Origin of the sequence: Microcoleus sp. POL10_C6, assembly GCF_036701585.1 — a bacterium.
Lineage (GTDB): Bacteria > Cyanobacteriota > Cyanobacteriia > Cyanobacteriales > Microcoleaceae > Microcoleus.
This window is the reverse complement of the sequence record NZ_JAUBRB010000040.1, coordinates 12,390-29,915: the sequence shown is the minus strand read 5'-3', so window position 1 is coordinate 29,915 and position 17,526 is coordinate 12,390. Positions and strand designations below refer to the sequence as shown.

The 17,526-nt window shown below is 46.1% G+C and carries 15 protein-coding genes; 8 read left to right on the top strand and 7 right to left on the bottom strand.

The annotated features are described in order from the left end of the window. Positions 1-180: 180 nt before the first annotated feature. The 3 genes from uvsE to QUA34_RS20620 form a co-directional block, all read right to left on the bottom strand. Positions 181-1,125 carry a UV DNA damage repair endonuclease UvsE gene (gene uvsE, locus QUA34_RS20630; RefSeq protein WP_333389087.1) on the bottom strand — a complete coding sequence of 315 codons (945 nt, stop codon included), beginning with the start codon at positions 1,123-1,125 and terminating at the stop codon, positions 181-183. Between the two features lie 232 nt (positions 1,126-1,357). After that, on the bottom strand, positions 1,358-1,564 hold the full coding sequence (locus QUA34_RS20625) for a hypothetical protein (protein ID WP_172190898.1): 207 nt from the start codon (positions 1,562-1,564) through the stop codon (positions 1,358-1,360). Positions 1,565-1,860: 296 nt separating this feature from the next. After that, positions 1,861-3,513 carry an AarF/ABC1/UbiB kinase family protein gene (locus tag QUA34_RS20620; RefSeq protein ID WP_333389103.1) on the bottom strand — a complete coding sequence of 551 codons (1,653 nt, stop codon included), beginning with the start codon at positions 3,511-3,513 and terminating at the stop codon, positions 1,861-1,863. Positions 3,514-3,828: 315 nt separating this feature from the next. Here QUA34_RS20620 and QUA34_RS20615 point away from each other — a divergent pair, with 315 nt between their 5' ends. Further along, positions 3,829-4,413 (top strand): Uma2 family endonuclease, encoded by a 585-nt coding sequence (locus QUA34_RS20615; protein WP_333389086.1) that lies wholly within the window; start codon positions 3,829-3,831, stop codon positions 4,411-4,413. Positions 4,414-4,527: 114 nt separating this feature from the next. Here the strand turns inward: QUA34_RS20615 and QUA34_RS20610 are convergent, their stop codons facing one another. The 3 genes from QUA34_RS20610 to QUA34_RS20600 form a co-directional block, all read right to left on the bottom strand. Further along, complete coding sequence (locus QUA34_RS20610; RefSeq protein WP_333322814.1) at positions 4,528-5,589, bottom strand: mannose-1-phosphate guanylyltransferase; 1,062 nt, start codon at positions 5,587-5,589, stop codon at positions 4,528-4,530. 145 nt (positions 5,590-5,734) lie between these two features. Next, a complete protein-coding gene (locus tag QUA34_RS20605; RefSeq protein WP_333389085.1) occupies positions 5,735-6,667 on the bottom strand; it encodes a trypsin-like serine protease in 933 nt (310 codons plus the stop codon). Between the two features lie 149 nt (positions 6,668-6,816). After that, positions 6,817-7,428 (bottom strand): thylakoid membrane photosystem I accumulation factor, encoded by a 612-nt coding sequence (locus QUA34_RS20600; RefSeq protein WP_333389084.1) that lies wholly within the window; start codon positions 7,426-7,428, stop codon positions 6,817-6,819. A 322-nt stretch (positions 7,429-7,750) separates the two neighbouring features. Here QUA34_RS20600 and QUA34_RS20595 point away from each other — a divergent pair, with 322 nt between their 5' ends. The 5 genes from QUA34_RS20595 to QUA34_RS20575 all read left to right on the top strand — a co-directional run bounded on the left by QUA34_RS20595 (position 7,751) and on the right by QUA34_RS20575 (position 13,136). Further along, complete coding sequence (locus tag QUA34_RS20595; RefSeq protein ID WP_333389083.1) at positions 7,751-8,653, top strand: undecaprenyl-diphosphate phosphatase; 903 nt, start codon at positions 7,751-7,753, stop codon at positions 8,651-8,653. A 704-nt stretch (positions 8,654-9,357) separates the two neighbouring features. Beyond that, positions 9,358-9,690 carry a DUF433 domain-containing protein gene (locus tag QUA34_RS20590; RefSeq protein WP_333322821.1) on the top strand — a complete coding sequence of 111 codons (333 nt, stop codon included), beginning with the start codon at positions 9,358-9,360 and terminating at the stop codon, positions 9,688-9,690. 6 nt (positions 9,691-9,696) lie between these two features. Beyond that, positions 9,697-9,993 (top strand): hypothetical protein, encoded by a 297-nt coding sequence (locus QUA34_RS20585; protein WP_333322822.1) that lies wholly within the window; start codon positions 9,697-9,699, stop codon positions 9,991-9,993. A gap of 16 nt (positions 9,994-10,009) precedes the next feature. Then, the gene (locus QUA34_RS20580; RefSeq protein WP_333389082.1) at positions 10,010-10,465 is read left to right on the top strand and encodes a hypothetical protein; all 456 of its coding nucleotides are present in this window, start codon (positions 10,010-10,012) and stop codon (positions 10,463-10,465) included. Positions 10,466-10,577: 112 nt separating this feature from the next. Continuing rightward, positions 10,578-13,136, top strand: coding sequence for a sigma 54-interacting transcriptional regulator (locus QUA34_RS20575; RefSeq protein WP_333389081.1), 2,559 nt, complete (start codon positions 10,578-10,580; stop codon positions 13,134-13,136). Between the two features lie 32 nt (positions 13,137-13,168). Here QUA34_RS20575 and QUA34_RS20570 read toward each other — a convergent pair whose 3' ends face one another. After that, a complete protein-coding gene (locus QUA34_RS20570) occupies positions 13,169-13,816 on the bottom strand; it encodes a ceramidase domain-containing protein (RefSeq protein ID WP_333331349.1) in 648 nt (215 codons plus the stop codon). A gap of 257 nt (positions 13,817-14,073) precedes the next feature. Between QUA34_RS20570 and QUA34_RS20565 the strand changes: the two genes are divergently transcribed. Together QUA34_RS20565 and QUA34_RS20560 are read left to right on the top strand one after the other, a co-directional pair. Then, positions 14,074-15,459, top strand: coding sequence for a TIGR03279 family radical SAM protein (locus QUA34_RS20565; protein ID WP_333331352.1), 1,386 nt, complete (start codon positions 14,074-14,076; stop codon positions 15,457-15,459). A gap of 140 nt (positions 15,460-15,599) precedes the next feature. Further along, the gene (locus tag QUA34_RS20560; RefSeq protein ID WP_333389080.1) at positions 15,600-17,492 is read left to right on the top strand and encodes a TolC family protein; all 1,893 of its coding nucleotides are present in this window, start codon (positions 15,600-15,602) and stop codon (positions 17,490-17,492) included. Positions 17,493-17,526: the final 34 nt, after the last annotated feature.

Below are 17,526 nucleotides of genomic sequence, written 5' to 3'. Positions count from 1 at the left end.
CAGGGGTTAAAAACCCCTGTCGGATTGTCGGACTAAACCGGGCGGGCGGGACGCCCACTCCACAATAAAATTCCTTCTTTGTGGAACAGGCATCTTGCCTGTTCTTTGGATTTACCCTTGGGTGGGGGCGGGTTTTCGAGATGATTGGTTTTAGGGAATTATTGTTGGTAAAACCCCACGCTACGAGACATTGCTAAATTGTGGAACATTCGCAGACAACCATTCGGCGCGCAACTTTTCAATAGCTAATTCTTTGAATTTAGCTTCTACTTCAATCCAAGGAGCCTGATAATAACAATTAGGCATTTCTGTAATTACATCGCTGTGGCGCGGGTCGGCAAAAAATTCTCTGCCATTTGATATGTGTACTAATTGCCATTCAGGAACAGACCAAGTGGTGCGGGCTGCTGCGAGCATTTCGGCCACACTCGGATCGTCGTAAGTTTCTAAATGTTCGTGAATGACGTGGTGGTGGGCGTCAAAAACCATTGGTACGCCGGTATCGAGACAAACTTCTAAAATTTCCGAGGAACTGTAAGCGTATTCGTCATTTTCAAAGGTTAAGCGCGATCGAATTGATTCGGGTAAATCGCGGATGACTGATTTGAGTTGCGAAGTGCGATCGCTCTTGCCGCCGTGAATGTTCATCAGTGCCTGGGGCGATCGGGGCTGTCCCAACATATCTAAAATTAAAGCATGAGTCGCGAGAATTTTAATGCTATTTGCAACGACATCAGACTTGTCGGAACTGAGCACTACAAATTGATCCGGGTGAAGTACCAAGCGGATACCCAAAGAGAGGGCGCGATCGCCCGTAGTCCGCAATTCCTCAGTCATAGAGTGTAGCACTGCTTCCCCCAAATCTGTATCTGCAAAAGGGAACAGTGCAGAAGTCATCCGGTAGAGCTTAATCTGATTAGCTGAACAGAAGTCGATCGCTTTGTCAAGTCGTTTTAAGTTGTCTGCATACAATTCGCGCAACACTTTTTCTTGTTCAAGTTCTGTTAGCTGTAACAGCCGCTTCCGCGTGACAGTGCGAAAGCGAACTGCATCGGATGTTGTAATGCAGACTAGCCCCAATTCCGGCAATTTTTCCTGTTCCACTACTTGGTTAATCTCGCTCATTTAGCAATAATCCCTAACTTTAATTTTATATTAAATAGGTTTCTCATAAGGACTTGAGTTTTTAGTCTTGAAGTTTTTAGGTACTACTCAACCTGCCCAAATAGTCCGGCAGAGATTGAAATCCCTGGCGGACTATGGAAGTGCAAGATGTAATTAGTACAAACCTAATTTTTATCAAACCTCTAATCAACCACGTCGCAGATAGCATATCGATGACAATTAATCGATATAACTATTGCTGTTCTTCGCCAGACTCAGCCTCTTCGTCGGGCCGGGCGGTGGCAACAGGATTTTCCATTGCTTCGTTATGGAACGGATAACCGGATGTTTCTTGATTTAGCGGGTCAGCGGGTTGATCATCGGGGGATGTAATTTGACCGTTAGTGTTGGTATTGGGTTTTGTGGAAGAGCCTTTATGGCTGGCGTGACCGCTACTCATCTTTTTTTCCTCAATTAGGTTTATGGAACAATTTCTAGCTTAGACTTAGCGGCTGCGGGCGATCGCCTATCTTAAGTCAGAGATGTTGCTTAATAGTTGAGGATGCTATAGCCTTTCTTGGCAACAGTGCGGTAGATAGGAAAACCGCAGATTAAGGCAGATAAACACAGATTAACGCCGATAAATTCAAGATATCTCTGCGAATGGCAATCCGATCGGGAATTGGTCGCCTGTGTACCTCACGAAAATTGAGAAAGGCTATATATCTCATGATTTTCCCTATTTCTCCTTGACAATTAACTCCGCAAACGCCCGGATCGCATAATGCTAATAACTAACCACAAACCCAAAAAACTCGCCGCCCCAAACAAACCCGTGCTCAGAAAAGATAGCTGAGGAGTTTGTGCGTTAGAAGAAATAATTGCTGCCCCCACAATCAGCGAACCCACGACAATACTAAAAGAAAGTCGGTTCGCAGAATCCCCCAGAGTGCGGCGTAGCGGATCGAGTTCTTTTAGGGTCAAGTTCCACTTCAAAGTTTCGGAAGTAACTCGGTCTAAAAGCACTTCCACCTGTCGCGGAGATTGCAAAGATAAGCTTTTGAGATCCAGGGCTGTTCTCAGCAGAGCTTGGATCGGATCGTCTCCTAATAACTGACGCCGAAACATATCGGTCATCAGCGGTTTGACCTGCTCTACAATATTAAACCGGGGATTAAAAGAGCGCGCCAGTCCTTCCAAATTCGCTAGAGTTTTTGCATACAAACCGAGATTGCTGGGAAGCCGAATTTTATTTTTGCGGGTGATTTCCAGCACCTCATAAAAAATTTCCGACAAGTTCATTTGCGACAAGCTCACATTGTAATACTTGCGGAGCATTCGAGCTAAATCGTTCTCTAGATTAACTAAACTTGTCGGCTGAGCAAATTCTGCCATTTCCAAAGTTAATTGAGCGCAGCGCTGAGCGTCTAAATCGACAATTGCCAGCAACATTTCTGTCAAATTCTGCTGAGTGCGCGGGTCTAATCGGCCGACCATGCCGCAGTCTAGCAAAGCTATGCGGCCGTCTTTGAGATAAAATAAATTGCCGGGATGCGGGTCTGCGTGAAAGAATCCGTCGATGTACAACTGTTGGAAGAAAACGCGGCAAAGTAGCGTTGTAATTTCTTCGCGTTCGGCATTTATATCTCCTTTGTGGCGAATTCCTTGCAAATCGCCTAACAAAATCGGGACTCCGTTCAGCCACTCCATTACTAAGAGTTTTTTTGTAGTCAACTCCCAGTTAATTTCTGGTAGGACAACTTGTGTGGGGTCAAACCATTTACTTTTAGATAAATTGCGGCGCAGTTCGTCTGTGTAGCTGGCTTCTTGAATGAAGTCTAGTTCTGCACGCAGGGCGATCGCAAATTCTTCTGCTAGGGCGACAATATCGTATTGTTGACCGAAGTCTGTGAGCATGACAAGTTCTGCCAAACCTCGGAGCACGGCGATGTCTTGTTCGATGACAATCTCAATACCGGGGCGCTGAACTTTGAGGGCGACTTCGCGACCGTCTTTTAAAGTAGCTTTGTGGGTTTGGGCGATCGAACCTGCAGCGACGGCTTGAGTGTTAAATTTAGCGAAGGTATTTTCGAGAGATTGTGTGAGTTCCTGGCGGACGATTGCTTCTACTTGGGACCACGGTACGGGCGGCACTTCCGCTTGTAGCGTGGAGAGGATTTCGATGTAGGTGGCCGGTAAAAGGTCGGGACGGGTGCTCAGCAATTGACCCAATTTGACAAATACTGGGCCTAATTCTACGAGGATGTTGCGGAGAACTGCTGGAGTTGGGAGACTGGGTGCGTCGGTTTTGCGGCCGGTTAGGAGGCTTTTCATGTAGTCCCAACCGTTGCGGAAGACGACCTCTAGAATTTCTCCTTTGCGAGAAGTGTTTTGAACTAGGCTAAACAAGGGGCCTCCGGGTCGATCGGGTTTAAGGGCTATATAACTACTAGGATAGCGCTGTTGACCGGGCTGACCAGTGTCTTGGGGAATAACTTGGGCGAAAGGGTGCGATTCCTTACGGGATAGCTTCGCTTCACGAATTTTGGGGCGTGGGGGCGATCGGTCTTTGGCCGTGGCATTAATCCTCATGGTAATATACATTTAAAGCAGACATGATATTTTTATAATTAAATTTATTCATTTGAAAAGATATGTCAAAGAATTGAATGAGTAAGTTATGACAAACCAGATTCTCAATGTGTTTAATACCGTATAAGAGACATGATTGCCATCCAATTCCCTACCAACTCGATCGAATTATCCATCAACTTAAGTGACGAGCAATTTTTTGAGCTTTGTCAGCACAACCGCGATTATCAGTTTGAACGTACAGCATCATGGGAATTAATTATTAGGCCACCGACAGGCAGTGAAACTAGCAAGCGCAATATGGATCTATCGTATCAACTTCAAGCCTGGAGCCGGCAAAATAATCTAGGAGTTGCCTTCGACTCTTCGGGAGGCTTTACACTCCCCAATGGTGCCGATCGCTCTCCTGATGCCTCTTGGGTCAAAAAAGAACGCTGGGATGCTTTAACACCGGAACAAAAAGACAGTTTTGCTCCTTTATGTCCTGATTTTGTTGTTGAGTTGCGTTCTCGGACTGATTCCTTGAAAAAACTTCAAGAGAAAATGCAAGAATATATAGATAACGGTGCTAGATTGGGGTGGTTAATTGACAGGCAAAATCGGCGGGTAGAAATTTATCGCCCCGGTCAAGATGTTGAAATTATCGAAAATCCTGCGACTCTATCAGGGGAAGATGTACTGCCTGGTTTTGTGTTGAATTTAGAAGAAATTATGTAAATAAAGTAAAGAGTAAGGCACAACACAGATTCAAAAACGAATGCCGGGATAAACAGTGATGAATAGTTGGGGTATCCGCCATCAGAATCCGTGTCGTGCGGCCTCATCTCACCTTCACAGCAAATCTTTCAATTTCTCATCTTCTCCCAACACCTTAATTACCTGTTTAATCTCCTGCGTCCTGTCCTTTTTCACAATCAAGGTCACATTGCCATCTCTGACAACTACGACATCTTCTAAACCAATGGTTACAATTACTTCATTCTCATCTGCTGCATAAAAAATGCCGCCCTTGGTATCAATTCCGACGTGTTTTGCTAACTCGACATTGGGTTTATCTCCTTGCAGCAAACGACCGATCGCATTCCAATCTCCCAAATCGTCCCAGCTAAAGCCTACGGGCAGAACACAAGCCTTTTGGGTCTTTTCCATCAGCGCGTAATCGATGCTAATTTTGGGTAATTCCGAGTAAGCCTGCGCGCCTTTTGCTTCCAAAGCTGCCATCATTTCCGGTACATGATTTCGCAATTCTGTCAAGACAGTTCCAACTCGAAAGACAAAAATTCCGCCGTTCCAACTAAACTTGCCGCTGGCTACAAATTCTTCAGCAGTTGTGCGATCGGGCTTTTCCGTAAACCTCGCCACCCGATAGGCCGGAAAACCACCAAAACTGCCAATTTCCTCGCCTTGTTCGATGTAGCCGTAGCCGGTGGAAGCATAACTCGGTTTTACTCCCAAAGTGGCGATCGCATCCTGATTTTTCGCCAACTCGGCCGCCGCCTCCAAAGTCTTGATAAACTCCTGTGGTTCCCCAATCCAGTGATCCGCGGGGAAAAAACCAACAACCGCATCCTCACCGTAACGCTTGCCAGTTTCTATAGCAGTCCAGGCCACCGCCGGCGCCGTATCCCGGCCCTCCGGTTCCGCCAGCAAATTCTCCGGCGGTAACAGCGGCAACTGTTCGCGAACCCCCGCAGCCAACATTTCCGACGTTACTACCCACAAATCGTCCCAACCGTTACCTAATGTTAATAGTCGATCGGCAGTTGCTTGCAGCAAACTCTTGCCACTACCGTCGAGACTCAAAAACTGCTTGGGCCGCTGTTTGCGACTCAGCGGCCAGAAACGTTCGCCTTTACCGCCGGCGAGAATTACGGGAATTAAGGTTTTGGTCATGATTTGAAGTTAAACGGTTCTGATCTATTTTGCCTGACACTTGAGGGATTGAAACGATCGTGATATAATTGATAAAACTTATTAATTGTTGGCAGCGTGGCGTTAAGGCGCTAAGTTTTTTATTTAGTAGAAATTTTAAAAATTCCTAGGATGGATTTTGGGTCATCTTGTCAATCCAATTAGCATAAAACGATACCCGCGTGTCCCCGGAAATTTCCCCGAAACTGCCATTGTCGTCAATTTTATCAATATCGGCGATGTTTGTTTTGAAAAATCCCCGATCGCTATAACCCCAAGAACTAATCCCCGCAATCTTGCCCTCGACAAACGAAGGCCCGCCGGAATCTCCGCTAGCCGTAGCGATCTCATTTTTCCCCAAACCTCGATCGCGCAATCTTGGAAAATGCCTCCCCAAAGCATCGTGTTCGCTAGTTCCCGCATCAAAATCAAAGATTAATTGACTTCCCAAAACCAATTCCGACATATCTGATTCTGTAGCATCTTTCAAAACATCAATTAAAGCATCATACCGATTCTGTCCGCTATATCTTTTCGCCTCAGAATTAGAATTTTCATCTTGTCCCTTTGCACCTAACCCTATATACCCGTATCCTACTTTTGTCAATACTTTACCGACTTCATTTTTGTTTCTATTTATCTCGTACTGTTCGATCCTTGGCGGCGCGATCCTTTTCAGCTTTAAAATAGCAATATCGTTGCCAACTTCCGATTCGTAACCAGTCCAGCCCGGATGGATATAATATTTGCTAACGGGGATGCTAACTTCACCCCTAGCCAATTTAAAAATTGCTTTAATTGCCGTTTCAGCAGGAACCTTAATTCCGCCTTCATTCAGACAGTGGGCCGCCGTGAGAAGGTACAACCCTCCCGTTAGCAGCGAACCAGTACAGGAAGCCGAATCGAGATAGGCGACACCTGTATATTGATTTAAAGCTAAAGGTTTGCGGGAACTGCTGTCAGGAAAAGCGCTAATTATCGATCGCCCGATTTCTGCTGTTTCTAAAACTAACAACACAGTCAAAACTGCCATTAATAAAACTTTGATTACTGACTGCATTTTTGATATTGAACTGATTGAATAGCTGTTATATCAAATCCGATACTATTGGAATTAATTTTACCCAGAATCAGGACACGGCAGTGCAGTTTCCATACAATTAATCCGGGTATGGGCACGGCACTGCCGTGTCCTCTTATGGCAATATTTTACTTCGATAATTCGACGTTGAGTTCGTTCACAACACGGCGTTTGAGGGGGATTGATTTTTCTCTGGGCAGCAAGTCAAAGACTTTCCGAAAAGCATCATCTACCTGTTCAAATGGTATTTGTCCTTTCTCATTAAAAACGACTTTTCCCGATTGGTCGAGGATGAGAGTTTGAGGTACGAAACCTTCGTAATAATGGCTCGGTTCGGTAAGTTCCGGTGACGGTTGCGGAGGCAAAGAGTCAATGCTTATGGGCATAAAATCGGCTTCGCGGCCGTAAAATTCCTGGAGTTGAGAGACGACGATCGCATATTGCTTCGAGTCGCTGCTGTCATCAGTATAAAAAACTAACAGTACGGGTTTATGGCGTTTGAAAGAATCTACAAGCTTGACTTTAGGAGGAACTAGGGAACCGTTGCCGGCGTAGAGGGCAAAGATTGTACCGTCGAAGCGATCGTCGGTGAGAGTTGCTAAGGCTGGTGGCGTGCCGGTTAGCAGTATCAAGCTAAGTGAGATCGCCACTGTTAAAAGACTGGCTGACAAGATTCGCCTCAGCCAGTGGATGCCAGAAGCAGCAGTAACAATTGAATTTTTGTTCTCAGGAAATATCATAGGTTGTGGGCAGTTGCTGTAACAAAAGCGAAATCAGATGCAAAAACTTTCCTAAGTTTATCAGCAAAATGTAGGCAAATGTTCTTGAGTAGGTTAAAGTAGTTTCGGCTCGACGATCGTAAATTGCTGATAGTGGCGATCAACAAGGCGATTCTACAGACCGAAGATCACTATGTGCGATAGACTTTTCAGGGGCGGACTGGAACTGTCCGCGCCACAATAAAATTTATTTGTGGTGGGGTGGGCTTCTAGCTTCCCAGAAGGGTGCAAGATATTAAATTCAACTGATTACTAGAAACTGACAACTGGGAATTTACAACTAATGATAGCTTTGCTTGATGCACTCCTCGCCCAAACGCCCGCTGCTGATGTTTCCGGGTCTGCTCAAATTAATCTAGTGCAGGCGCTTGTTTTAGGAATTGTACAAGGATTAACAGAGTTTTTGCCCATCAGCAGCAGCGCTCATTTAAAGGTAGTGCCGATCGCCCTGGGATGGGGCGATCCCGGAGTTGCTTATACTGCTGTTATTCAGTTGGGCAGCATTATTGCCGTGCTTTGGTACTTCTGGAAAGACTTGACAAATATAACTGTTGGTGCAGTAGAAGCCTTGGTGCAGCGCAACTACAAATCGCATGAGTTTCAAATGGCTGTGGGACTGGTTTTGGGAACAATACCTATAGTATTTTTTGGGCTGCTAATCAAGGCATTGGTTCCAGATTTTGACAACTCGCCACTCAGAAGTTTGGCCAGCATTGCTATTGCTTCGATCGTCATGTCGCTACTTTTAGCAATAGCAGAAAAAATTGGCAAGCGCAATCGCAATTATGAAAAGTTAACTATCTTAGACGGTATTTTGATGGGATTAGCTCAAGCAATCGCATTGATTCCGGGGTGTTCGCGATCGGGTTCCACTCTAACAGCAGGATTGTTCATGGGATTGGAAAGACCCGCCGCCGCGCGGTTTTCTTTTTTATTGGGAATTCCGGCAATTACTCTGGCTGGATTAGTGGAATTAAAGGGTAATTTGGGGCAAGGAATCGGCGATGCAGGAGTTGCAGCTTTGATAGTGGGAACGATTTCATCATTTTTGTTTTCTTATTTGTCGATCGCGTGGCTAATGAAGTTCCTGCAAACTCAAAAAACGTGGATATTTGTGTTGTATAGGCTAGCTTTTGGCGTAGCCATTTTAACGGCGCTCGCAGGTGGGGCAGTTAAAAATGCGTAGGTTGTTATAATTACAAGGACAGGCATCTTGCCTGTTCCACAAAACAAGAACAGGCATCTTGCCTGTTCCACAAAGAGTAAATTTTCTTGTGGAACGGGCCGGAGAGCCAGTTCATAAAAAGCTGATTAATAGCTGACAAGCTGTTAGCTTTTAACTCAAAGTGAGCGTCGCCGTAAAGGATGTAAAATGCCCGAAGATAGCGACCGCCAAAATGCACAATTAGCGCTAATTATGCTGCTAGCATTGGTGTAGGGATGTCCTTCTTTATCACTCCCGGAATTGTGGAACAATAGTATCAGATTTCAAACGGCTTTTCGGTTCATAATCCCAGTCCTAATACATGGAAGAGTATCGCAACAAAAGCGATTATTTCCCGCACGTCTGGGTTGATAAAAGAGCGGTGTTGTCCGGGCAGAAACAACTAAGTAATGAGAATTAAATAACTTACAATTTTGATGGTTCTTGTGGGATGGGCGTCCCGCCCAACCCTACTCCCCACAAACTTGTGTAAATTATTTAACTCCCGATCCTAAGCCTGTCAGGAACCCGTCAAAATTTTGAGTTTCATAAATACATATTTTTGATACATCCTCTCACAGTAAAGCTAAATTCACAACCCAGAACTTATCCTGCTTGTAAAGGCGATCTACTTTAGCAAACGGCTAAGCTAAAGAGAGAAAACTAACACTGCCATCAATCTCAAAATGCTACTTGTTACTACGGCTGAACCAATTTCGCTGGTGGCTGATGCAAACGGTGTGATTCGCGTTAGCAGAACCCGCGTCACCCTAGATACAATCATTACAGCTTTTCTTGAAGGCTGCACAGCAGAAGAAATCAGAAAACAGTACCCGTCTCTCCAACTTTCCGATATTTATTGTGCGCTCGGCTACTACTTGCGAGACCAATCCGAAGTTAACGCTTATCTGATGGAACTTCAACGTCTTGCCGCAGAAGTTCAGCAGGAAGCAGAAAGGCATTTTAACCCAGTTGGAATACGCGATCGCCTATTAGCAAGACGCGACCAAAAAGGGTAGTATTATATGCTGCGATTCTTGGCAGACGAGAACTTTAACAATCAGATTGTCCGAGGTATTCTGCGGCGGAATCCCGACGTTGAGATTGTCCGCGTTCAAGATATCGGCTTGATCGAAGCAGATGTAGCAATGATGACCAACTTCGCCTACGGACGAATGCAAACAGGTCTTGGGATGCCAGGGTTATTTGAAGTAAGTCGCCATGTTTCCGTAGGTTTGGCGATCGAGGAAATTTTGGTAATAACTGAGTGCAGTCTGGAAGGAGAATGGGAAGGGCAAGTACGATTTTTACCTTTACGCTAAGGAGCTTAGCAAACTTATGTCAATACCGAAAAAAGGAACAAGAAAAATAATTGTTGATGAGGAGGCTTTCATCTGGCTAATCCGAAGACAAACTACTAATACGCAAGCAGAATCCGGCTGCGGACATCTTCATGTTGCTGTCGAACACGCTGAACAACCAGGATCGGTGTTAGTTATCCTCACCGATCGACCTCATCCTCAAGGTTGGAGCCAAACTAACTGTGAATTTATACCGGTAAAACCTCCAGATGGAGCGCCACAAGAGGTAAAAGTATGGCAGATTATTTCCACGCAAGAAGTGAAACCAGTAAGACCCTCTGATGTAGCACAATGGATACGGCAAGCGGTGCGACTCGGATGGCAGCCTCGGCGATCGGGAATCACTTTTAATGTGCAGATTGCAGGAGAACGTGCAGAAAAAATATATTCGAGGGGGGAGTATCGATCGGCTATGCTGAAGACAGAAAATTAACACTACACTCAAACTCAAAATGCTAGTCGTTCCCAGCAGTTAATATTGATTTAGCACAAAAATATATATCCTACACCAACCACCACGATTCGGCTGTCGCCGACGCTAAGCGATGTCTACCGAAACATTAGTTAACTGGCTCGAATCGAGCACCGAATTAGGCATATTATCCCGCGAGATTTTACAGGCGATCGCGGATGAAATGGAGATGTCAACTTTTCCCCCTGGATTTCGAGTGGTAATCGAAGATACACCAGTCACTAATCTCTATATCCTAGAACGAGGACAGGCCGATCGCTACCGCCGCAAACAACCGGGATTAATGTGGGCGAGTAGTTTGTTGCCGGGGGCGATCGTCAATTTATCGGCCCTCCAGCGATCGCAACCTGCCGATAGTCGAATTATAACTCGGACAGAATGTCAATTTTGGGTAATTAGTGCCGATCGCTGGCCCAATTTGCTAGAAAGATATCCACGCATTACCGAAGCCTACGCTCAACGCTTGGCAGCGAAATTAGAACAGTTAGAAGCAGAAATTGCCTACGAACGAGAGCGTCAAAATGCCCTCCGCAGCTATCTAGTACCTAGGGCGAGACGGGGAGTAATTGGCAATAGTCGTTATGCAGTGAAATTGCGCCAACAAATTCGCACGGCATCGAGTGACAGCCGATCGGTATTAATCTCTGGTGAACCTGGTTTAGAAAAAGATAATTTAGCAGCTTTAATTCATTTCGGTTCTCACCGCCGCAGCGAGCCAATTATTCAGATTAAAAGTGCTTTACTTCAGAGCAATGGAGCGGAATTATTCGGGCGGTTGGGCGGCAAACCGGGGCTACTGGAATGGTTGGGGGAAGGGACGTTAATTTTAAATGACGTGCAAGAATTACCCGCTCAATTATGCCCCCAAATTCAGCAATTATTAACCGAGGGAACCTATACGCCAGTTGTCAAGGAAGGACAAATACCGCGACCACCGCGTTCTAGTAAGGCCCGGATAATTTTAATCTCAGAAATTGTGCAGCCCAAGCTAGATAAGCTGACACAACACAAGATTAAAGTCCCATCCTTGCGGGTGCGAAAAACAGATTTAGAAGCACAGGTTAACTATTATCTCAATATCATTGGTCGCAAAAAGAAATTAGTCAAGCCCCAAGTTACACCGGAAGCAATTCGCCGCTTACAAGCCTACGATTTTCCAGGGAATTTGCAGGAATTGCAGGGAATGGTCGATCGCGCCTTAGTTCAAGCACAGGGAAGTCAGGTATTAACGGAAGAAGTGTTTTGGACCCAGGCAGCAAAGAAACAAAAGTTTCGGCTGAATTTATTAAATATTTATCCAAAATTTCGGCAATTTTTACGGAGCGATTGGTATCCCGATCGCGTGAATTATTGGTTTACCACCTGGGTGTTTGCATTGGTGGTAATTATCCTGTTTGTGGCTCCCCAAGATCGACAACATAATTTTGCGCTAAATATTTTTTGGGCGTGGTGGTGGCCATTAATTTTATTATTATTCCCCATCATCGGGCGATTGTGGTGTGCTTTTTGCCCTTTTATGATTTATGGGGAAATCGTCCAAAAACTATCGCTGAAAATTTTCCCTCGAACTCTCAATAAATGGCCACGCCAACAAGCCGAGAAATGGGGTGGCTGGTTTCTATTTGGACTATTTACTCTGATATTTCTGTGGGAAGAGTTGTGGAACTTAGAAAATACCGCCTATTTATCCAGTTGTTTGTTGTTGCTCATCACCGCCGGGGCGGTAATTTTTTCCCTAATCTTCGAGAGGCGATTTTGGTGTCGTTATTTATGCCCGATCGGGGGAATGAATGGATTATTTGCTAAACTCTCAATTATCGAACTTCGCGCCCAACAAGGAACCTGCGCGGCGGAATGCAGCACCTACCAATGTTACAAAGGCGGTCCCGGCTTGGGGGAAGGATTAACTACTAATGGCTGTCCGATTTATTCCCATCCCGCCCAATTAACCGATAATAAAGATTGTGTGTTGTGTATGACTTGCTTGAAAGCTTGTCCCCATCGATCGGTAGAATTAAATCTGCGCCCTCCCGGCATCGAATTATGGACTACCCACGTTCCTCACAGTTATGAAGTTGCCCTGTTATTTCTATTATTAGGTGGTATTTATCTGCATCGCTTGCCGGAGATAAATAGTTGGTTGGGGCTGGGCATCAATTTAGAGCAATTTTTACCTCATTTAGGACTGTCGATCGCAGTGTTAATTATCCCGCCGATGATTCCCATAATTGCCTACGCCATCATGCAGGCAATTTATCGGTTGGGACAAGCAGAAACCATGCCATTTACAACCTACAAACCCCTCTCATTTGTCTCTCTCGCCTACGGTTATTTACCCTTAGTCTGGGGTGGTAGTTTGGCTCACTATTGGCGATTGGGTTTGCAGGAAGGCGGTCGAGTGATTCCCGTAACTTTTGCCACTTTCGGACAAATTAGAGACGATTTACCGACTTTTATTGGCGATCCAGCAGTGATTAGTTTTTTGCAAGGTTTCACTTTGATTGTATCATTATTAGTCACAATATTTGTGACTCAAAAAATTGCCAAGCGCTCGATTAAATCTTTGATTCCACAACATTTAGCGAGTTTGTGCCTGATGCTGAGTTTGTGGTATGCGATCGTGGGAAACTGAGAGTGAGTATGCGCGGTCTATTACTTTGAGTTTTAATTATTTACTCGCTCTGACCAATTTAAGAGCAGGCTTCTTGCTGACAGGTACAGCAAAACACCATTACAAAGATGCCAGAGGAAATGAGTCCCTGTTGAAAAGAAAGGGCAAATTGCCCGATCGAGAGTACGGAATGCAAGGGCTAATAGGAAGACACCTGTTGCTGCTAATAGAATGAATGGTTCGCGCTTTTGCTGTCGATAGTGATACAGTCCTAGTCCGAGCAAAACCAAAAATGCAGGAGCATAGGAAAGAGAACCATTGAGAAAATTTGTAAATTGCTTGCTAAAATCGCTAACAAAAAAGAATGCTGCAAGTAATACTCCTGCATATCCTGAATTCATCCTAACTACCCGACGACTGTAAAGCCATATAAAACAAAGCTGAAAGACCAGAATAGGAATCACATCTAGTAAATTTGCCCATCGCGTTGCAAATGTATGAAACAGGAAACTTCCGATACCAATACTGGTGGCTAAAGCAATCAGTATCCAAATACCAGGGGATATTTTGTGGTGTCGCTGAGCTAATTGCCAAATAGCCCCTGCTGCAATAATGAAAGACACATTGGAAATAGCATTCAGTGGCTCGCTCCATAAACCAGGAATGAGCCGCTCACAGTAAAGGTCGATATAATCATTCATAGCTCTACCCTTGATTTTTTCAAGGTAACTTATAATTGTGTCGCAGATGCGGTACAATACACTATCTAATCTAGAATACCGCAAGTCGCTGATGTATCTAAGCCCCTTCTTACTCCCCTTCAGCATTTTAAACTCAACTAAACCTGTATAATTGAGACAGGTGCATGGGAGATAGTATGAAAATTTATTTACACATTAAAATTTACCAAATTTTTGTCAAAAACACTTAATCAAAGCCAAAAATAAATCAATAAATCATGAGCGAATCCTCAATCAAACCTGCCATAATTACCAAAGTAATCCCCGACAGCATCTGCGCGGAAATGGGATTTGAACCAGGAGACTCAATCGTCGCCGTCAACGGCCAAAAACCCCGCGACTTGATCGACTATCAATTCCTGTGCGCCGATGAATTTATTGAACTAGAAGTATTAGACAGTAAAGGCAAAAGTCACAAGTTAGAAATCGAAAAAGAGTACGACGAAGATTTAGGATTGGAATTTGAAACTGCTCTCTTCGATGGACTAATTCAGTGCAACAACCGCTGCCCTTTTTGCTTTATCGACCAGCAGCCTCCGGGAAAGCGCGAAACTCTCTATCTCAAAGATGATGACTACCGACTTAGTTTTCTTTATGGTAGCTATCTCACTCTCACAAATCTGACTCAAAAAGAGTGGGACAGAATCGAACAAATGCGGCTTTCTCCTCTTTATGTTTCCGTGCACGCTACCGAACCGGAAGTGCGAATTAGACTGTTAAAAAATCTCCGGGCTGGCCAGATTTTAGAGCAAATCAAATGGTTTCAAGAACGCCGCTTGCAAATTCACGCTCAAGTAGTTGTTTGTCCCGGTATTAATGATGGCGAACATTTAGAACGTACTTTGTTAGATTTGGCAAAGTTTCATACTGGAAGTATTCCCGCTGTAGCATCGGTGGCTGTAGTGCCGGTGGGTTTAACTCGCTTTCGCCCTGCCGAAGATGAACTGATCGCAGTAACTGCGGAAAAAGCGCGAGAAGTAATCGAGCAAGTGCAGAAAATTCAAGGGCTTTTGAGTACAGGAAAAGGCGGCCGAAAAGCTAAAAAGCAGAATTCAAAATCGCGGTGCATTTGGCTGGCTGACGAGTGGTTTTTAATAGCTGGTTTAGATTTGCCGTCGGCTGCTGATTACGAAGATTATCCGCAAATAGGTAACGGTGTCGGTTCTATCCGCCAGTTTATCCAGCAGTTTGAAACGGCTTTTGAGAAGCTGCAACCGATGCCAGTCGAGCCTGCGCGCAAGTTAGTTTGGGTGGTGGGGAATGCTGTCGAAAAAGCTTTTGAGCCGATCGTACAACAACTAAACCAAATTCCCGGCTTGTCCGTCAACATGGCAGCTTTGTGCAGCCACTACTGGGGACAAACTATCACTGTTACGGGTTTGCTCACCGGGCAAGATTTACTCGAAGCTTTGCAGGGGCGAGACTTGGGAGATGGCATCCTGCTGCCGTCGGTGATGCTAAAACAGGGGGAACCGCGTTTTCTAGACGACATGACCCTCGAACAGCTCGCTAGCTCGCTGAAAACCCGGATTTTGCCCGTGAGCGGAGTAGAGGAACTAATCTCGGCGGCGATCGGTCTGGCAACTGCTGAGGTTGAATTCTAAATTTAGAATCGAACATTCAAAAGCTAAGATGAGTAGGGTAATTCTGACTTGTAACTGGAGAGTTCAGGCTACAAACTAGAAACTTGAAGCCAAATCTTGCTCTAAAATTGTCTCTAGAATTGCAGACTAATTAAAAAATTATGCGTGTTTTTCATCAAATCGTGGTAGTCGGAGTGGGCGCTGCAATTACTTTCAGCAACGCCGCACAGAGTGCTTCAGCACAGCCTCCGGCTCAATCTCAGGACAGTTTGGCCCGCTTCAATCAGCTCGAATTAGGGCCCATTATTCGATCGACCTCGAACACAGCGGCAGAATCAGCATCACAGGCCGAACAGTCGATCGCCCTTAATCCTCAAACCTCCGAGTCTCAGCAGCAAGGGGGAGTCAAGATCGCATCAACTCGAACCCAGCCCGAGCAAGCATCAAAGCCTCAACAGGCTGCTCCGGCTGCCCCATCAACTCTGTCTCAGGGCGGTTCCACACCACTAAGAGGTTTGGAACCGAAAGACGCTCAGCAGCCTTCCCCGAACCCTCCCAACAATGTTCCTGTGCCCAGTTCCCCAGTACCAATTCTCCGGGGCACTCCGAACGAAAGTTTCCCCCCTGTCCCTCCGAGGGGCATTTTAGACACCAAGCCTCCGACTTCCCTGGAACCCAACCCGAATCCGCTGCTGTTTCCGACAAACCCGGAGGATGTCAGGATCGAGCAAACTGAGTCAATTACCTTGCAGCAGGCGATCGACCTAGCCCGCCGCAACAGCCAAGTTTTGCAAATCGCCGGACAGCAAGTGGAACAAAGCAGAGCAGCTTTGCGCGAACAGCAAGCTGCTCTTTATCCAGACCTGAATTTTCAAATGGACGCCAGCCGTTCTGTGACTGCCGGCGGAGAACTTGGAATCCGGGCTGGGCAGCGCCGCCTCAACGCTCTGGCTAACCGAACCGGGCAGCCCGCCGAGCAAGCCGGCACAAATTTCGGTAACAACAGTCTCAACAGCACTTTGCAGTTGAGCTATGACATCGATTTGTTCGGAAGGCGACGGGCTAACATCCGCGCGGCAGAGGAACAGTTGCGCCTTCGGGAATTGGATGTGGAACGCCAAGCCGAGGAACTCCGCTTCGACACTGCTGAGGCTTACTACACCTTGCAAAACGCGGACGGACAAGTTGCCATCCGCCAAGCTTCGGTCAGAAATGCCCAGCAAAGTTTGCGGGATGCCGAAGCCCTGGAACGGGCAGGGGTAGGAACCCGGTTTGCTGTGTTGCAGGCTCAGGCAAATTTGGCTAACGAAGTGCAACAACTGTCAGTGGCCCGTCGCGATCAGCGGGTTGCCCAGCGGCGACTGGCTGAGATTTTGAATATCAGCCAGTCGGCGAACTTGACGGCGGCTGATCCGGTAGAGCAAGCGGGCTCTTGGAGGCTGTCTTTGGAAGAGAGTATCGTGCAGGCTTTTAAAAATCGCCCCGAGTTGGAACAGCAGTTGGTGCAGAGGGATATCAGCAAGCAGCAGAGGCGATCGATTCAGGCGGGGCGTTTGCCTCAACTGAGTGTTGGGGGTAGTTACAACGTGCTGGGACAAGACCCTGATAACCCCGATCCGTATACTGCTCGCGGCTGGGCCGATGGTTATTCGATCCGGGCGAGTCTGACTTGGAGTATCTTCGATGGGGGCGCGGCGAACGCGAGGGTAAAACAGCGGGATGCGGATATTACGATCGCCGAAAGTCGATTTGACCAACTCCGCAATCAGGTGCGCCGGGAAGTGGAACAAGCTTATTTTGGCTTAGAGTCGAGTTTTGAGAATATCGAAACTTCTGAGGCGGGGGTTTTGCAGTCAAGGGAAGCTCTGCGTCTGGCGAGACTGCGGTTTCAAGCTGGTGTGGGTACTCAGACGGATGTGATTCAGGCGGAAACTGATTTGACTAGGGCTGAGAGAAACCGATTGTCGGCAATTGTCACCTACAACCTGGGACTTTCGTCTCTTCAGCGGGCTGTGAGCAATCTGCCCACTAATAACCTCTCGGATGCTCCTTGAGATTGGGTTGGGGGGAGCTTTAATTACCAGATCA